Source organism: Glacieibacterium frigidum (genome assembly GCF_007097155.1).
Classification (GTDB): Bacteria; Pseudomonadota; Alphaproteobacteria; order Sphingomonadales; family Sphingomonadaceae; genus Glacieibacterium; species Glacieibacterium frigidum.
The window spans coordinates 123,820-139,120 of sequence record NZ_VJWA01000001.1 but is presented as its reverse complement, the minus strand read 5'-3'; the positions used below and the strand labels follow the sequence as shown (position 1 = coordinate 139,120).

15 protein-coding genes are annotated in these 15,301 nt (G+C 69.4%); 6 read left to right on the top strand and 9 right to left on the bottom strand.

Features of this window, described 5'->3' with window-relative positions:
* Positions 1-10 precede the first annotated feature (10 nt).
* Positions 11-943, top strand: a complete 933-nt coding sequence (locus tag FMM06_RS00650) for a methyltransferase (RefSeq protein ID WP_185964983.1) — start codon at positions 11-13, stop codon at positions 941-943.
* Between the two features lie 57 nt (positions 944-1,000).
* On the opposite strand, the gene ftsH is transcribed toward FMM06_RS00650, so the two are convergent.
* From ftsH to FMM06_RS00625, 5 genes are all read right to left on the bottom strand, one after another.
* Positions 1,001-2,944: an ATP-dependent zinc metalloprotease FtsH gene (gene ftsH, locus FMM06_RS00645; RefSeq protein WP_143554296.1), complete on the bottom strand. Its 1,944-nt coding sequence runs from the start codon at positions 2,942-2,944 to the stop codon at positions 1,001-1,003.
* 84 nt (positions 2,945-3,028) lie between these two features.
* Entirely contained in the window at positions 3,029-3,937 is a 909-nt protein-coding gene (tilS, locus tag FMM06_RS00640) for a tRNA lysidine(34) synthetase TilS (protein ID WP_235888990.1), read from the bottom strand.
* A 20-nt stretch (positions 3,938-3,957) separates the two neighbouring features.
* Entirely contained in the window at positions 3,958-5,337 is a 1,380-nt protein-coding gene (locus tag FMM06_RS00635; protein WP_235888988.1) for a peptide MFS transporter, read from the bottom strand.
* A gap of 1 nt (position 5,338) precedes the next feature.
* Positions 5,339-6,193, bottom strand: a complete 855-nt coding sequence (locus FMM06_RS00630) for a tetratricopeptide repeat protein (protein ID WP_235888986.1) — start codon at positions 6,191-6,193, stop codon at positions 5,339-5,341.
* The gene (locus FMM06_RS00625) at positions 6,190-7,110 is read right to left on the bottom strand and encodes a helix-turn-helix domain-containing protein (protein ID WP_185964982.1); all 921 of its coding nucleotides are present in this window, start codon (positions 7,108-7,110) and stop codon (positions 6,190-6,192) included. Before FMM06_RS00625 ends, FMM06_RS00630 begins: the two co-directional genes overlap by 4 nt.
* A gap of 245 nt (positions 7,111-7,355) precedes the next feature.
* Here FMM06_RS00625 and typA point away from each other — a divergent pair, with 245 nt between their 5' ends.
* The 4 genes from typA to FMM06_RS00605 all read left to right on the top strand — a co-directional run bounded on the left by typA (position 7,356) and on the right by FMM06_RS00605 (position 10,303).
* Complete coding sequence (gene typA, locus FMM06_RS00620) at positions 7,356-9,194, top strand: translational GTPase TypA (protein ID WP_143554294.1); 1,839 nt, start codon at positions 7,356-7,358, stop codon at positions 9,192-9,194.
* A 163-nt stretch (positions 9,195-9,357) separates the two neighbouring features.
* Complete coding sequence (locus FMM06_RS00615) at positions 9,358-9,663, top strand: hypothetical protein (RefSeq protein WP_235888984.1); 306 nt, start codon at positions 9,358-9,360, stop codon at positions 9,661-9,663.
* Between the two features lie 3 nt (positions 9,664-9,666).
* Positions 9,667-9,828 (top strand): YqaE/Pmp3 family membrane protein, encoded by a 162-nt coding sequence (locus tag FMM06_RS00610; protein ID WP_143554293.1) that lies wholly within the window; start codon positions 9,667-9,669, stop codon positions 9,826-9,828.
* Between the two features lie 46 nt (positions 9,829-9,874).
* Entirely contained in the window at positions 9,875-10,303 is a 429-nt protein-coding gene (locus FMM06_RS00605) for a nucleoside deaminase (protein WP_143554292.1), read from the top strand.
* On the opposite strand, the gene FMM06_RS00600 is transcribed toward FMM06_RS00605, so the two are convergent.
* Complete coding sequence (locus FMM06_RS00600) at positions 10,300-11,196, bottom strand: alpha/beta hydrolase (protein WP_143554291.1); 897 nt, start codon at positions 11,194-11,196, stop codon at positions 10,300-10,302. The two genes, FMM06_RS00605 and FMM06_RS00600, sit on opposite strands and share 4 nt — an antisense overlap.
* Positions 11,197-11,209: 13 nt before the next feature.
* Positions 11,210-12,127 carry an SMP-30/gluconolactonase/LRE family protein gene (locus tag FMM06_RS00595; protein ID WP_143554290.1) on the bottom strand — a complete coding sequence of 306 codons (918 nt, stop codon included), beginning with the start codon at positions 12,125-12,127 and terminating at the stop codon, positions 11,210-11,212.
* 217 nt (positions 12,128-12,344) lie between these two features.
* Between FMM06_RS00595 and FMM06_RS00590 the strand changes: the two genes are divergently transcribed.
* Positions 12,345-12,800, top strand: coding sequence for a peptidylprolyl isomerase (locus tag FMM06_RS00590; protein WP_143554289.1), 456 nt, complete (start codon positions 12,345-12,347; stop codon positions 12,798-12,800).
* Between the two features lie 3 nt (positions 12,801-12,803).
* On the opposite strand, the gene FMM06_RS00585 is transcribed toward FMM06_RS00590, so the two are convergent.
* On the bottom strand, positions 12,804-13,781 hold the full coding sequence (locus FMM06_RS00585) for an alpha/beta hydrolase (protein ID WP_143554288.1): 978 nt from the start codon (positions 13,779-13,781) through the stop codon (positions 12,804-12,806).
* Complete coding sequence (locus FMM06_RS00580) at positions 13,778-15,268, bottom strand: family 43 glycosylhydrolase (protein ID WP_144237009.1); 1,491 nt, start codon at positions 15,266-15,268, stop codon at positions 13,778-13,780. Before FMM06_RS00580 ends, FMM06_RS00585 begins: the two co-directional genes overlap by 4 nt.
* Positions 15,269-15,301: the final 33 nt, after the last annotated feature.

The window sequence follows — 15,301 nt, the reverse complement described above, 5'->3', positions numbered from 1 at the left end:
TTGGGGAGCGATGTTCGACCCCTGCGACGATGCTGCGCTGCTCGATCTGCTCGCCGCGCTCGATTCCGGCGGCTACGACTTCGTCACGACGACCCCCGCGACGCACGCGCGCGTCGTCGCGCGCTCGGGACATGGCACGACGTTGCGCGACCTCCTCGGCTGGAGCCGCATCGTCCCGCCCGACGCACTGGACCCCGCGCTGCGCACGACTCTCGAACGCGCGAAAGTGGTCGAGACGGTCGAGGGCGGCTGGCGCAGCCGGATCCGCGTGACGCGGCTGCGCGGCCGGCTGTTCGTCCACTCGCCCTTCCCGACCGACGACCCGAATGCGGTGTTCCTCGGCCCCGACTCGTACCGCTTCGCCGACTTCATCGTCGAGGAACTGGCGCGCGATTCGATCTGCCGCAACGTCGTCGACATCGGCACGGGCAGCGGCGTCGGGGTCATCGTCGCGTCGGGCCCGGCGAGCCCGGCGCGTTTCGCGATGACCGACATCAACCCCGACGCTCTGGCGTGTGCGCGGATCAACGCCGCCCACGCCGGACTGCATGTCGATGCGCTGCTCGGGGAGGGTCTTGCCGATTTCGCCGGCGAGGTCGACCTGGCGCTCGCCAACCCGCCCTACATCATCGACGAGGGCGAGCGCGCCTATCGCGACGGCGGCGGCATGCTCGGCGGCCAGGTGTCGCTCGACATGGCGGTCGAGATCGCCGCCCGCCTCAGCCCCGGCGGCCGCCTGCTGCTCTACACCGGCAGCGCCATCGTCGCCGGCATCGACGGCTTCAAGGCCGCCCTGCGCGGCGCTGCGGCGGACGCGGGTTGCACGCTGCGCTACCGCGAACTCGACCCCGACGTGTTCGGTGAGGAACTCGACCGGCCGGCCTATGCCGAGGCCAATGTCGAACGCATCGCGGCGGTCGGCGCGGTCCTGACGCGCCGCTAGCAACGCAAAAGGGCCGCCCGTTGCCGGACGGCCCATTCGCGCACGAGTATCCTACGATCAGATCGGCGCAGGCGCCTCGAAGCCGCCGCGGCGCCCGGTCTTGGGGATCGCCGAGACGCCGGTGGAGCCCGGCGAGGGGAGCGAGGTCAGGCCCGACGAGCGGACGATCTGCTCGCCTGCCAGGACGCGCTTGATCTCGTCGCCCGACAGGGTCTCGAGCTCGAGCAACGCCGCCGCGACGCGGTGGAGCTGGTCGATGTTATCGGTCAGCACCTGCTTGGCGCGGTCGTAGCCAGCCATGACGATCGCCTTGACCTCGGCGTCGATCACGCGCGCGGTTTCCTCGCTGACGTTCTGCGTCTTAGTCACGCTGTGGCCGAGGAAGACCTCTTCCTGGTTCTCGCCGTACTTGAGCGGCCCCAGCTTGTCGGACATGCCCCACTGGGTGACCATGTTCTTGGCGAGGTCGGTGGCGTAGCTGATGTCGCTCGATGCGCCGCTCGACACCTTGTCGTGGCCGAAGATGACTTCCTCCGCGACGCGGCCGCCCATCGAGACCGACAGGTTCGCGAACATCTTGTCGCGATGATAGCTGTACTGGTCACGCTCGGGCAGGCGCATGACGAGCCCCAGCGCACGGCCGCGCGGGATGATCGTCGCCTTGTGGATCGGGTCCGAAGCGGCCTCGTGCAGCGAGACGACGGCATGGCCGGCCTCGTGGTACGCGGTCATCTTCTTCTCGTCGTCGGTCATCACCATCGACTTGCGCTCGGTGCCCATCATGACGCGGTCCTTCGCGTCCTCGAACTCGGCCATCGCGACGAGGCGCTTGCCGCGGCGGGCCGCCAGCAGCGCGGCCTCGTTGACGAGGTTCGCGAGATCGGCGCCCGAGAAGCCCGGCGTGCCGCGGGCGATGACGCGCGGGTTGACGTCGGGAGCCATCGGGACCTTGCGCATATGGACGACGAGGATCTTCTCGCGGCCCTCGATGTCGGGACGGCCGACGGTGACCTGGCGGTCGAATCGGCCCGGACGCAGCAGCGCGGGATCGAGCACGTCGGGGCGGTTGGTCGCCGCGACGATGATGATGCCCTCGTTGGCATCGAAGCCGTCCATCTCGACGAGCAGCTGGTTCAGCGTCTGCTCGCGCTCGTCGTTGCCACCGCCGAGGCCAGCGCCACGGCTGCGGCCGACGGCGTCGATCTCGTCGATGAAGATGATGCAGGGCGAGGACTTCTTCGCCTGCTCGAACATGTCGCGCACGCGGCTCGCGCCGACGCCGACGAACATCTCGACGAAGTCCGAACCCGAGATGTTGAAGAACGGCACGTTGGCCTCGCCGGCGATGGCGCGCGCCAGCAGCGTCTTGCCGGTACCCGGGGGACCGACGAGCAGCGCGCCCTTCGGGATCTTGCCGCCGAGGCGGTTGAACTTCTGCGGGTCACGCAGGAACTCGACGATCTCCTGCAGCTCCTCGCGTGCCTCGTCGATGCCTGCGACGTCATCGAACGTCACGCGGCCTTCCTTCGGGACGAGCAGCTTGGCGCGGCTCTTGCCGAAGCCCATCGCACCGCCGCGGCCGCCGCCGTTCTGCATCTGGCGCATCACGAAGATCCAGATGCCGATCATCAGCACGAAGGGCAGCATCGACAGCAGCAGCTGCGCGAGGAAGCCGCGCTGCTCCTCGGGCTTGGCGTCGAAGCGCACGCCCTTCTCACGCAGCTTCTGGATCAGCGTCGGGTCGCCGAGCGGCGGGATGGTTGTGCGGAACGCCTCGTCGGCCTGGGTCTTGCCCTGGATCTCGCCGCCGCGGAACTCGATGCCCTTGACGCTGCCCTCGTCGACCTTGGTCAGGAAGTCCGAGTAGGCGAGGACGGTGCCGGTGGCACTCGTCGACGGGCCCTGGATGACGTTGACTACGACGACCAGCGCCAGGAGGATCGCCGCCCACAGGCCGAGACTCTTGATCCACGGGTTGGGCGGGCGCTTGGGGTCACTCATGCGGGCTGACTTTCGCTCTAACTGTCAAATCAAGATAGGCGTGTTACGGCCGGGCGCAATCGCCGGTTGACATGAATCATCGACTCAGATGCGTGATCGGGCGCGGCGAAACGTCCATCTGTCGCCGCCGCGCGCCTGAACCCCACCCAAAGTCGCGGTTTCTCCGCCCGCCAGCCGCGCAATGAGTCGGTCGGTCTCGGGACCACGCAGGGCGGCGCCGAAGTGCGCAAGCGCCCGGGTGACAAAACGGCGGCGCAGTTCGGCGGGCAGGCCGACAACTTCGAGTACGACCGTCTCGCCGATCTCGGCGCGGCTGTCCCAGGCGAGGTCGGCGGTCCAGGCGAGCGCGGCTTCCGCCTCGCCCAGATGCGCAGCGGCGTCGGCGAGTCGTGCGGCGTCGAGCCATGGGGTGCCCGCCAGCAGCGCCCGCGCGGCGGTGCGGTCGTAGGCGGGGGAGCGGTTGGCGGGGTCGTCGACGGGGGCCAGGCCTGCCGCATCCACAATCGCGCGCAGGTCCGCCCGGCGCATTTCGAGGAGCGGCCGCAGCAGGGTCACCCCCTCGCCCAGATCGCGGCGCGCACGGATTCCGCTCAGGCCCCCCGTCCCGCTGCCGCGCGCCAATCGCATCAGTAGCGTCTCGGCCTGGTCGTCGGCATGGTGCCCCGTCGCGAGCCACGCGATGCCGTGAGCGACGCAGTGATCGCGCATCAGTGCATAGCGCGCGTCGCGTGCCGCCGCCTGCACGTTCGCTGCAGGCTTATCGCCGCGCCAGACGAGCGTCGTGTGGAAAATACCGCGTGCCGCGCAGACCGAAGCGACCATCGCCGCCTCACCGGCGCTTTCGGCGCGCAGGCCGTGATCGACGGTCAGCGCCACGACCCGCTCCCCGTACGCCGCATGCGCGAGGATCAGCAGCGCGAGGCTGTCGGGCCCGCCCGATATCGCGACGGCAAGTTGTCCGGACAGGCGGCCGCCGGCAAGCCCGTCGCACACCGCGGCGAAGGCGGCGGCGGTCAGGCCGGGACCGGCGACGGCGCCCTGAGCCGCGCCGATAGCGCGATCTTGAACATCACGAAGACCAGCCCCGCGCCCGCCGCCAGCCCCGCATGGAGCAGCCAGAACTGCGTCACCGGCATCGTCTGGAACAGTCCGCCGATATACCCGACCGCGGCATTGGCAATGAAGAACGACATCTGGAACAGGCCGATCACCGTCGCCTCGATCGGCTTGGGCGCCAGCCGCGCGAACAGCGCCAGCGACACCGGCAGGACGTGCGCGAAGCCGATCGAGTTGACGAGGTGGAACAGCGCCGGCCACGCCAGCCCGATCTTGCCGCCCGGGGGCGTCGTCACCGCGGCGAGGTACAGGCACAGCATGCCGCCGACAGCGAACGCCGTGCCGATGATCATCTTGCTGAACTCGTCGGGCTCGGACCAGCGCTTGCCGTACCAGCGGTAGAACAGCGCCACCCCCGCCAGGCAGCTGACCGACACCACCGCGTCATAGGTGATCAGCCACGTCGTCGGCAGCTTGTCGCCCATGAGCTCCAGCGCAAAATCGCGGTCGGCCCACAGCAGATAGGCGTTGAAAATCTCCTGGTTGGGAAGCAGCGCCACCGCCAGCACCGGGATGATCGCCAGCAGCACACCGAGCATCAGCCAGTCGTCGCGCGTCATCGGCGCGCGCAGCGGCGCATCCTTGGCCCGCGCCTCGAAATGCTCGGGCGGCAGATATTTCTGCCCGGCGATGTAGATCGCCAGCCCGATCAGCATCCCGACGCCCGCCGCGCCGAAGCCCCAGTGCCAACCGACCTTCTCGCCCAGCGTCCCCGTCACCAGCGGCGAGATGATCACCCCGGCGTTGATCGCCAGATAATAGATCTGGAAGGCGTCGGCACGGCGCAGGTCGCCGTCCTTGTACAGGCTGCCGATCTGGCTCGCGAGATTACCCTTGAACAGGCCGCAGCCGATGATCAGCGCAAGCAGCGCGAACAGGAAGCTGACCTCGAACGCCATCAGGAAATGGCCGATCGCCATCAGGATACCGCCCGCCAGCACGGCGCGACGCTTGCCCGTCCAGCGGTCGGCGATGATGCCGCCCAGCGTCGGGGTGAAATAGACCAGTGCCGCGTAGCTGCCGAAGATCGCCGAGGCGAGTGCCGCGCCCTGCAGCCCGCCGAACAGGCTGCTGAACTCCTTGAAGAAGGCGATATTCTCGACATGGCCCGGCAGCAGCAGCTGCTTCGCCATGTACAGCACCAGCAGCGACTGCATGCCGTAGTAGGAGAACCGCTCCCACGCCTCGGCAAACGCGAGATAGCCGAGCCCCTTGGGATGGCCGAGAAACGCCCGGTCCGAGGCCGGCAGCGCGGCGGCGGGCTCGGGCACGCTCACCTCAGGCCGCGCACTTCGCGGTCACCCGCGCCTTCGCCGCCTGCGCCTTCAGCGCCGGGGACAGCTTCGCGCCATAGCCTTCGTCTAGCTGGGTCAGCGAGCGGCACGCCTGGTCGGGCTTCTTGAGGTCGATCAGCGCTTGGGCAAGGCCGAGCAGGCTGTCGGGCGCCCGGGTGCCGCGCGGATAGGTCGTGTAGCCGTCGAGGAAGGCGCGCGCCGCGGCGGCGTACTGCTTCTGCGTCGAACGCGTCTTGCCGAGCCAGTAGAGCGCGTCCGACGCCCGCGCCGCCTTGGGGTTGGCAGCGACGAACTCGGTCAGCGCGTCGGCGGCGCCTTCGTCTTTGGCGACGACGAGCGCGTACGCCGCGCGCCACTGGCCCTCGACCGTCAGCGGTGCGGCCGGCGTCGCGGGCTTGAGCGGACCGGCGGCGGGCTCCTCCACCGGCGCGGCAGTGGCCGGGGCAGGCGGCCGGGTGCCCGCCTCGATCGCGTTCAAGCGGAACTCGGCGTCGCCGCGGAACTTGGCGAGGCCTTCCTCGAGCAGGCGGATGCGGTTCTGGTCGGCCTCGACCTGCCCGGTCAGGGTGCGCAGCTGCGCCTCCAGCTCGCCGACGCGCGCGGTCAGGTCGGTCAGCGGCGCGCTGGCAGGCGTCCCGACGGTTTCGGCGGGCGCGGGCGCGGCGGGTGCCACCTCGGGCTCGAAGAAGCGTGCGTCGCCGCCGGGGAAGACCTTGCGCTGGACCGCCTTCATCTCCGATTCGAGCTTGCCGACGCGGCGGCCGAGGCCCGGATCGGCATCCTGCGCGACTGCGGGGGCGGCGAGCAGCAGCGAGAACGCAACGGCGAAACGGATCATTGGACCTGCGGAGTTGAGGCGGCGGGGGCCGCGGCGGGCGCGATGCGCGCGGCGAGATCGGTGGGGTCGAGGCTGACGTTCTTGACCGTCTCGACCGGCCCGCCGAGCGGCGGCACGGCGCGGCCGCCGACACTGATCGCCAGCGCCCCGGCGCGTCCGGTCCACAGCCGCTGGCCGGGGATGGCCGGCAGGTCGAAGCGCTCGCCCTTGGCCAGCAGTCCGGTGCGGACGCTGATCAGCTTGCCCGTCTCCGGGCTGATCGCGGTGATGCGCACCCAGGCATCGTCCTTCGCGACGACGCTGACGGCACCCGGCGTCGCGGGTGCTGCGACCGGCGCTTCGGCAACCGCGACCGGGGTGCCGTCGATGCCCGCGGCGGCCGGGGTCGCCGGCGAAGCGGGATCGGTCACGGCGGGCTCGACGACCGCAGGCTCGACAGGGGCCTGGGCGGTCTCGACTGCGGGCGAGGCTTCGAACCAGCCCGCGCCGTACGCGGTCAGCCCGCCGATCACGAGGATCAGAAGCGCGACGCTCAGCGTCACCAGTCCGCGCGACGGCAGGCGGCGCTCGTCGAGCGGTTCGAGCGCGACGGTGGCGGGCACATGCGCGGTCTTCGATGTCTCGCCGCGGAACTGCGTCGCGGCCTCGTCGGCGTCGATACCGACGGCGCGCGCATAGGCCTTCACGAAACCGATCGAGTAGGGGAGCGCGGGCAGGTCGTCGTGGGCGTCGGCCTCGATGGCGCGCAGGTGGCGCAGCGGCACGCGCGTGTCCTTGGCGATGTCGGCAAGCTCGACCCCGGCGGCGGTGCGGGCGGCACCCAGCCGCGCGCCGATCCGCTCTCGCGCGCCGCCGAACGCCGGTGCGGCGAAGGCCTTGCCGTCAGCCCCCCGGCTGTCGCTGTCGTCTGCTTCCACCAATCGTTCCTCGGCCCCTCGCATCGCTGACCCAGGCGGCGTGCGCTGCCGATGCAGAGGCAGGCGCACCGTCGCTTCAAGCTTAACGCAAGTCAACCGCACGCCATCGTACCCACGAACCACTTGGGCGCGCGTTGGGCGCGCGGCCCAGATCGTTTGGCAGTGCTGTGCGCACGACCTTGTTGCGTCGCACCATCTGCGCTATGGCCCGCGCTCATTTCCGCACCTTCCGAAGGCCTTCACGCATGCGCTTGCGCAACATCGCGATCATCGCGCACGTCGATCACGGCAAGACGACGCTCGTCGACCAGCTGTTCCGCCAGTCCGGCACCTTCCGCGACAATCAGCGCGTCGCCGAGCGCGCGATGGATTCGAACGACCTCGAGAAAGAGCGCGGCATCACCATCCTCGCCAAGTGCACGTCGATCGAATGGACCGACAAGGCGACCGACGAAACCACCCACATCAATATCGTCGACACCCCCGGCCACGCCGACTTCGGTGGCGAGGTCGAGCGCATCCTGTCGATGGTCGACGGCGTGGTCCTCCTCGTCGACGCCGCCGAAGGCCCGATGCCGCAAACCAAGTTCGTCACCGGCAAGGCGCTGGCGCTGGGCCTCCGCCCGATTGTTGTGGTCAACAAGATCGACCGCCAGGACGCGCGTGCGCAGGAAGTGCTCGACGAGGTCTTCGACCTGTTCGTCACTCTCGAGGCCAGCGACGAGCAGCTCGACTTCCCGGTCATCTTCGCGAGCGGTCGCAACGGTTACGCCGGCCGCGATGCCGAGGTGCGCTCGGGCGACCTGACGCCGCTGTTCGAGACGATCGTCAGCCACGTGCCGGCACCCGCCGCCGATGCCGAGGGCGAGTTCAAGATGCTCGTCTCGCTGCTCGACCGCGATTCGTTCGTCGGCCGCATCCTGACCGGGCGCATCCTGTCGGGGACGCTCAAGCTCAACATGCCGATCCGCGCGCTGAACCCCGACGGCACCGTCGCCGAGGAAGGCCGCGCGTCGAAGATCTTCGCGTTCCAGGGTCTCGAGCGCGTTCCCGTCGACATCGCGCGCGCCGGCGACATCATCGCGCTGGCCGGCATGAGCAAGGCGACCGTCGCCGACACCATCGCCGACATCAGCGTCACCGAGCCGCTGCACGCCCAGCCGATCGATCCGCCGACGCTCAGCATGACCTTCGCCGTCAACGACAGCCCCTACGCGGGCCGTGACGGCAGCAAGGTCACCAGCCGCATGATCATCGACCGCCTGAACCGCGAGGCCGAGGGCAATGTCGCGGTCAAGGTCACCGAGAGCGCGTCAAAGGACGCCTTCGAAGTCGCCGGCCGCGGTGAGTTGCAGCTCGGCGTGCTGATCGAGACGATGCGCCGCGAAGGCTTCGAGCTGTCGATCAGCCGCCCGCGCGTGATCTTCGGCACCGACGAGAACGGCAAGCGCACCGAGCCGTACGAGATCGTCGTCATCGACGTCGACGAGCAGTATTCGGGCACGGTCGTCGAGAAGATGGCGGGCCGCAAGGCCGAGATGACCGACATGCGCCCGAGCGGTGGCGGCAAGACGCGCCTGACCTTCTCGGCCCCGGCGCGCGGCCTGATCGGCTATCACGGCGAGTTCCTGTCCGACACGCGCGGCACCGGCATCATGAACCGGCTGTTCGAGAAGTACGGTCCATACAAGGGTCCGGTGTCGGGTCGCGGCAACGGCGTGCTGATCTCCACCGAGACCGGCGAGGCGGTCGGCTATGCGCTCGGCTATCTGCAGCCGCGCGGCACGCTGATGATCGAGCCCGGCGAGGCGGTCTACCAGGGCATGGTGATCGGCGAGAACGCGCGCGACGAGGACCTGGAGGTCAACCCGCTGAAGTCGAAGGCGCTGACCAACTTCCGCGCCAGCGGCAAAGACGACGCGATCCAGCTGAGCCCGCCCAAGCGCCTGACGCTCGAGCAGGCGATCGCCTACATCGATGACGACGAGCTCGTCGAGGTGACGCCGAACTACATCCGGCTGCGCAAGATCCACCTCGACCCCAACGAGCGCAAGCGCGCATCGCGGGCCAAGAACGCCGCCTGACGCCAGTAACGGGGTGGGCCCTGCCCGCCCCGTTCCGGTACCGATGCGTGTCCCTACGGACACTATGCAGCTTAAGATCGAACCCGGTCCTTTCGGCGCGGCAACCTTTGTCGTCGCGGCGTGTTGAGCCTCCCGAACGTTTTCGTTTCAGGGAGAAAATAACATGGCCGAATATGATACCACTCGCGATTCGACCGGCCGTCCGGTCGTCGTCGAGAAGAAGTCGTCGATGGGCTGGCTCGTCGCGCTGCTGATCGTTGTCGCCCTCGTCGTCGCGGCGTTCGCGTTCGGGCTGGTCGACCTCGATGCGGATGCGGGCAAGATCCCCGACGTCAATGTCACGACCAGCGGCGGCGAAGCCCCGTCGGTCGATGCCAATGTTGCTGACGTCGATGTCGGCACCAAGGAGACCACGATCGAAGTGCCGACGGTCGACGTGAAGCCCGCCGGCGACGCCGAAGCCAAGTAAGTAATGCCTCTGCTGCAGATCATTGTCTCGATCCTGCTGCCCCCGCTGGGCGTATTTCTGGCGAAGGGCATTGGCACCGATTTCTGGATCAACGTCGTGCTGACGCTGCTCGGCTATATCCCGGGTATCGTCCACGCGATCTGGGTGGTCGCCAAGGCAAACTGAGGCTAGGGCGGCGGCGATGCCGCCGCCCTTTCCTCACTCGGTCGGAATGGCGCGCGCCTTGCAAGAGGCGCGCGCTGCCGCGTTGCGGGGCGAAGTGCCGGTCGGTGCCGCGGTGGTCGGCGCCGAGGGCATCGTCGCTGCAGCCGGCAACCGCACCCGCGAGCTGAACGACCCGACCGCGCACGCCGAGATGCTGGCGATCCGCGCCGCCTGCGCTGCACTCGGCAACGAGCGGCTGATCGGCCACGACCTGTACGTCACCCTCGAACCCTGCCCGATGTGCGCCGCCGCGATCGGCTTCGCACGCATCGCCCGGCTCTACTACGGCGCGCCCGACGCTAAGGGCGGCGGCGTCGACCATGGGCCGCGCATCTACACTCACCCGACGTGCCACCACGCCCCGCAGGTCTATGGCGGCATCGGCGAAAGCGAGGCGGCGGCGCTGCTGCGCCAGTTCTTCGCCGAACGCCGCTAGGGCTTCGGCGCGACCGGCTCGGCGAACGCCTTGGCGGCGATGAAGTCGAGTACCGCGATGCCGTTGGGCAGCGTCGGGGTCACAATATCGAAATGGGTGGGATTCGCAGGCTGCAGCACCTCGACCGTGTCGCCCGCCTGCCGCGCGGCAGCCGCATAAGGCTGGATGAACGGCGTGAAATCGGCGGCAACGATCAGTTGCTTGACGCCCAGCGGCAGATGCTCGGCGGGTGATGCCAGCTTGTATTCGGCAGGCTTCTCGGCGGGCGTCCCACCCATCAGCGGCACGATGACCGGCTTGCCGCACGCCTGCACGTCGATGCCGATAAACGGCGCGAGGGTGCCCGGCCCGTCGATCGCCACCACGCTGACGGGGCGCACCGCGGTGCCGCGCCACGGCCCCTCCAGCTTCGACCGCGACGCCGCCCACAGCGCGAGATGCGCGCCCGCCGAATGGCCGACGATGACGACGCGCTTCAGGTCGATCGGATAGCGTTTCGCGATGTCGGGCAATTTGTCGACTGCGGCGGCGACATCTTGAAAGGTGCCCGGCCAGCCGCCGCCCGCATCGCCGACGCGGCGATACTCGATATTCCACGTCGCGATGCCGCGCTTGGTCAGCGCATCGGCGAAGCCCGCGATGCCGGCGCGGGTGTCGTAACTCGCCTGCCAGCAGCCGCCATGGATGACGACCGCGACCGGGAACGGCCCCTTGCCTGCGGGCAGGCGCAGGTCGCCCGCCTGCAGCGGCAGCGCGCCATAGCTGATCGTCGCGGCAGGCGCTGACGCGGTCTTGCCCGCCGCCTTGTAGATCGTCTCGGGCGTGTCCGCCGCGCCCGCACCCGATGCCATGATGCCGGCCACCGCCAGTGCCGCCACGAACCGTCCGATCATCCGCCCGTCTCCCCTAAGCGTAATGTGCCAGCCTCAAGCCCGGGCGCGGCCAGCGGCAGCGCGCGAGCTTGCCGGTGGTCGACAGGGTTACCCAGGCGTCCATCATGTCCTCGCCGCCGAAGCAGATGTTGGTCGTCAGCAGGTCGGGAAAATCGAAGAACTCGTGCGCGCCTGTCGCAGGATCGACCGAGCAGATGCCGGGATGCTCGACAAGCGTCGCCTGCGCGACACGCCCGTCCGCCTCGATCGCCAGGCTGTCGAGCAGCACGCGCCCCGGCCAGCTGGTCACCACCCGCCCGGGCAGCGCGGGCAGCGGCGACGGCGCGACCTCGCCGGGTGCAATCACGTCGAACGCCAGCAGCAGCCGCTCCTGCGTATGCGCGGCGTAGACCGTGCGCCCGTCGGGCGACAGGCCGACGCCGTTGAGGTTGGGGCCGCGCACCGCGCAGGTGATGCGGCTGCCGTCAGGGGTGGCGTAGAACAGCCCGCCGTGGGTCGTGTGCCCGTCGAAATGCTTGCCGAGGTCGGTGAACCAGAAGCGCCCGCTCGCATCGAAGACGATATCGTTGGGCCCCGACAAAGGCACGCCGTCGCAACTATCGTACAGCCGCTCGACCTTGCCCGTTGCCAAGTCGACCCGCTCGATCCGCCCTGTCGTATAGTCGGCCGCAGCACCGCCGGGCAGCGCGAGGTCGCCCATGTCGGTCCACCCGAAGCCGCCGTTGTTGCAGACGTACAGCGCGCCGTCGGGGCCGATCGCGGCGCCGTTCGGCCCGCCGCCGGGGGTCGCGATCACCGACGTGCAGCCGTCAGGATGGACGCGCGTGATGCGCCCGGCCCTGATCTCGACGACAATCACCGAGCCGTCGGCGCACCACACCGGCCCTTCGGGAAAGGCCAGGCCCTCCGCGACGATGCTGTGCGCGTACATCAGCTGGGCTTGATCGTGCCCTTGGTCGACGGGTTGGCAGCGATCGTCTTGACCTTCTCCTTCTTGGGCTTGCGCGCTTCCTTGCCGGGTTTCGAGGCGCCCTTGGCCATGGCCAGTCTCCCAATTTGTTTGCGTGGCCGCGGTTATCGCCGGGTCAGACGGGTGTTGGCAAGGGGCGGCCCGCCCCATATGACCCGCGCAACATTAGGAGATACCAGTGACCGATACCCCCACCACGCTGACGCTGACGCTCGACACGGGCGACGTGACGATCAAGCTGCGCCCCGACCTCGCCCCCGGCCATGTCGCGCGCATCGCCGAGCTGGCGTCGGAAGGCTTTTACGACGGCGTCGTCTTCCACCGCGTCATTCCCGGCTTTATGGCGCAGGGCGGCGACCCCAGCGGCACCGGCAGCGGCGGCAGCAAGAAGCCCGACCTGAAGGCAGAATTCAGCCGCGAGCCGCACAAGCGCGGCACCTGCTCGATGGCGCGCACCTCGGCGCCGAACAGCGCCAACAGCCAGTTCTTCATCTGCTTCGGCGATTCGAGCTTCCTCGACGGCCAGTACACCGTGTGGGGCGAGGTCATCGAAGGAATGGACAACGTCGACAAGCTGCCCAAGGGCGAGCCGCCGCGCGCGCCGGGCAAGATCGTCCGCGCGACCGTCGCGTAAATCTCAGGCGAAGCCCGTCGTCGCTGCCCAGCTCAGGAAGAGCTCGGGCCAGGCGGCGACGGGTTTGCCGATCGCCTTGCGCAGGCCGAAGCCGTGGCCGCCATGCGCGAACAAATGCGTCTCGACGGCGACGCCCCGCGCCTTCAGCGCCGCGCGGAACAGCAAGGCATTCTCGACCGGCACGACATCGTCGTCCTCTGCATGGACGATGAAGCACGGCGGCGCTTGCGCCGTGACGTTGCGGTCGGGCGAATGCGCGGCCTCGCGGGCGGCGTCGGCGTCTGCGCCGATCAGCAGGGTGCGTGAGCTCGGATGCGCGTGCGGCGCGGTCATCGAGACCACGGGATAGATCGGCGCGCCGATCATCGGGCGCGGCGACAATGCGTCGGCGGCATCGACCGGCGCATAGGTCGGTGTCGCGAAGCGCGCGATCAGGTCGGTGCAGACATGGCCGCCTGCCGAGAAACCCATCACGCCGACGCGTTCGGGATCGATGCCGAAATCGCGCGCGCGGTGGCGGATGACGCGGATCGCACGCTGCGCATCGGACAGCGCGACGTCGGGTCCCGCAGCCCAGCCCTCGCCGGGCAGGCGGTAGAACAGCACGAAGACGGTGAAGCCGCGCGCGCACAACAGCCGCGCGATCTCGTACCCCTCCTTGTCGACGACCACCCATTTATAGCCGCCGCCGGGCGTGACGAGCAGCGCCGCGCCGTTGGGCCGCGCCGGCCGGAATACCGCCATCCGGGGGCGGGTGATGCCGAACACCGCACGGTCGGTCAGCTGCGGGTCGGTGCTGCGCTCGTTGACCGTCTCGACGAGGGGCGTGCGCGGCATCCCCGGCGCACCCTTCGGCCACAGGTCGATCGTCTCGGTCGGCTGCGGCAGCCCGGCGACGCGCTTGCCGGTCGGCGGCGGGGTCTGCGCCGCAGCGGCACTGGCGGCGAGGCCGGCGAGCAGGAGGCTGCGGCGGGTGGTCATGGCAGCGCCCGATAGCTGAAATTGGCGAAGCGCGCGCTGCCCTTGCCAGCGGCGTAGAGCGCCGGGCGCAGGCTGAGGAAGTCGTAGGCGACGTTGTGGTGATAGCCCGACACCTCCATCTGGACGTCGAACTTGCGCCACGTGAGGCCCCGGTCGGCGCTGGTGTGCAGAGTCACGATGTTGCGGTCGTTGGTCAGGCGGAGGCGCAGCGCCGTGCCGACTGCGCCGGCGCGCTGCCGCTGCAGGCCGTAGCGGTGCATCATCAGCCCGCGCTCGTTCACCCCCAGCCCCGCGTAGAGGCGGCGGTTGTAGAACAGCAGCACCCCCGCCTCGGTGCCGGGATCGACCTCGACATCGACCTCGAAGCGGTAGGCCTGGTCGCCCGCGAGCAGCGTCAGCGGCGACGAGTCCGCGGGCGTCGTGCCCTTGGCCGCCAGATGCAGCACGCCGTCCGCCCGCCGGATGCGCCGCGCCTCGTCCTTGCCGGGGTCGTAGAACGACCAGAGCGTCCCCAGCCGGTCGGTTCGGAAATCGTCGCTGAGCGGTTGGCCGTGAACTTGTCCGGACAATCTGCGCGGCATCGCCACCGGCTTCGACAGGTCGCCGCCGCCGATCACCGGCCAGTCGTTCACCCACGTCACCGGCGCGAGCAGCGCCTGCCGTCCCAGCGTCCAATAGCCGTTCTCATAGCCGTGGAGGATCGCCCACCACTGGCCCCCCGGCCCTTCGAACAGGGTCGCATGCCCGCGCGACCACCATTTCTCGCGCGCCGACAGGGTCCGCGTCACCGGATTGCCCGGGTGATTGACCCAAGGCCCGTCGATGCCCCGCGACCGCGCGACGATGACCATGTGCCCGGTCGGTGGCCCCGCGGTGCCGCCGACCGCGAGCGTCATGTAGTACCAGTCGCCGCGCCGCACGATCTTCGGCCCCTCGGGTGCGAAGGTCTCGACGACCCAGTCCTCGGGGTAGCGCCACGGGTCGTAGACATGCTCGACGGGTCCGCTAGTCGACAGGCCGTCGGCGCTGAGCGGTACGCGATCGCCGCCCGACAGGAACAGCCAGCGCCGCCCGTCCGCGCCCACCGCATGGCCGGGATCAATGTGGAGCGGTAGCTTCAGGTCGATCGGGTCCGACCACGGCCCCTCGATCCGCTCGGCGTGGATCACCCAGATCGACTTATACTCAGGCGTCCGCGCCGGGATGTAGGCGAAGAAGCGGCCATTGTGCTTGACCAGCTCGGGGGCCCAAACCGACCCGATCGGCACCTTGAGCGCTGCGGTGACGGGCCGCCAGTTCACCAGGTCGCGGCTGTGCCAGATGACGATGCCCGGATAGGCGTCGAAGCTCGAGAAGCTGAGGTAGTAATCCTCGCCGTCGCGCAGGATCGTCGGGTCGGGGTGATCGCCCGCGAACACGGGGTTGAGGAAGGTCCCGTCGCCGAGGTCGGCGCGGCGCTGCCCCTCGTACCCCTGCCCCCACGCCATGCCGCCGTAAGGGTCGAGCGACGAGCTCGCCGC

Coding starts and splice junctions, on each gene's coding strand:
- ftsH (WP_143554296.1), bottom strand. CDS start 2,944: ATGAGTGACCCCAAGCGCCCGCCCAACCCGTGGATCAAGAGTCTCGGC.
- FMM06_RS00585 (WP_143554288.1), bottom strand. CDS start 13,781: ATGACCACCCGCCGCAGCCTCCTGCTCGCCGGCCTCGCCGCCAGTGCC.
- FMM06_RS00605 (WP_143554292.1), top strand. CDS start 9,875: ATGGCGCGCGCCTTGCAAGAGGCGCGCGCTGCCGCGTTGCGGGGCGAA.
- FMM06_RS00595 (WP_143554290.1), bottom strand. CDS start 12,127: ATGTACGCGCACAGCATCGTCGCGGAGGGCCTGGCCTTTCCCGAAGGG.
- FMM06_RS00610 (WP_143554293.1), top strand. CDS start 9,667: ATGCCTCTGCTGCAGATCATTGTCTCGATCCTGCTGCCCCCGCTGGGC.
- FMM06_RS00580 (WP_144237009.1), bottom strand. CDS start 15,268: ATGGCGTGGGGGCAGGGGTACGAGGGGCAGCGCCGCGCCGACCTCGGC.
- FMM06_RS00615 (WP_235888984.1), top strand. CDS start 9,358: ATGGCCGAATATGATACCACTCGCGATTCGACCGGCCGTCCGGTCGTC.
- FMM06_RS00630 (WP_235888986.1), bottom strand. CDS start 6,193: ATGATCCGTTTCGCCGTTGCGTTCTCGCTGCTGCTCGCCGCCCCCGCA.
- FMM06_RS00650 (WP_185964983.1), top strand. CDS start 11: ATGTTCGACCCCTGCGACGATGCTGCGCTGCTCGATCTGCTCGCCGCG.
- typA (WP_143554294.1), top strand. CDS start 7,356: ATGCGCTTGCGCAACATCGCGATCATCGCGCACGTCGATCACGGCAAG.
- FMM06_RS00600 (WP_143554291.1), bottom strand. CDS start 11,196: ATGATCGGACGGTTCGTGGCGGCACTGGCGGTGGCCGGCATCATGGCA.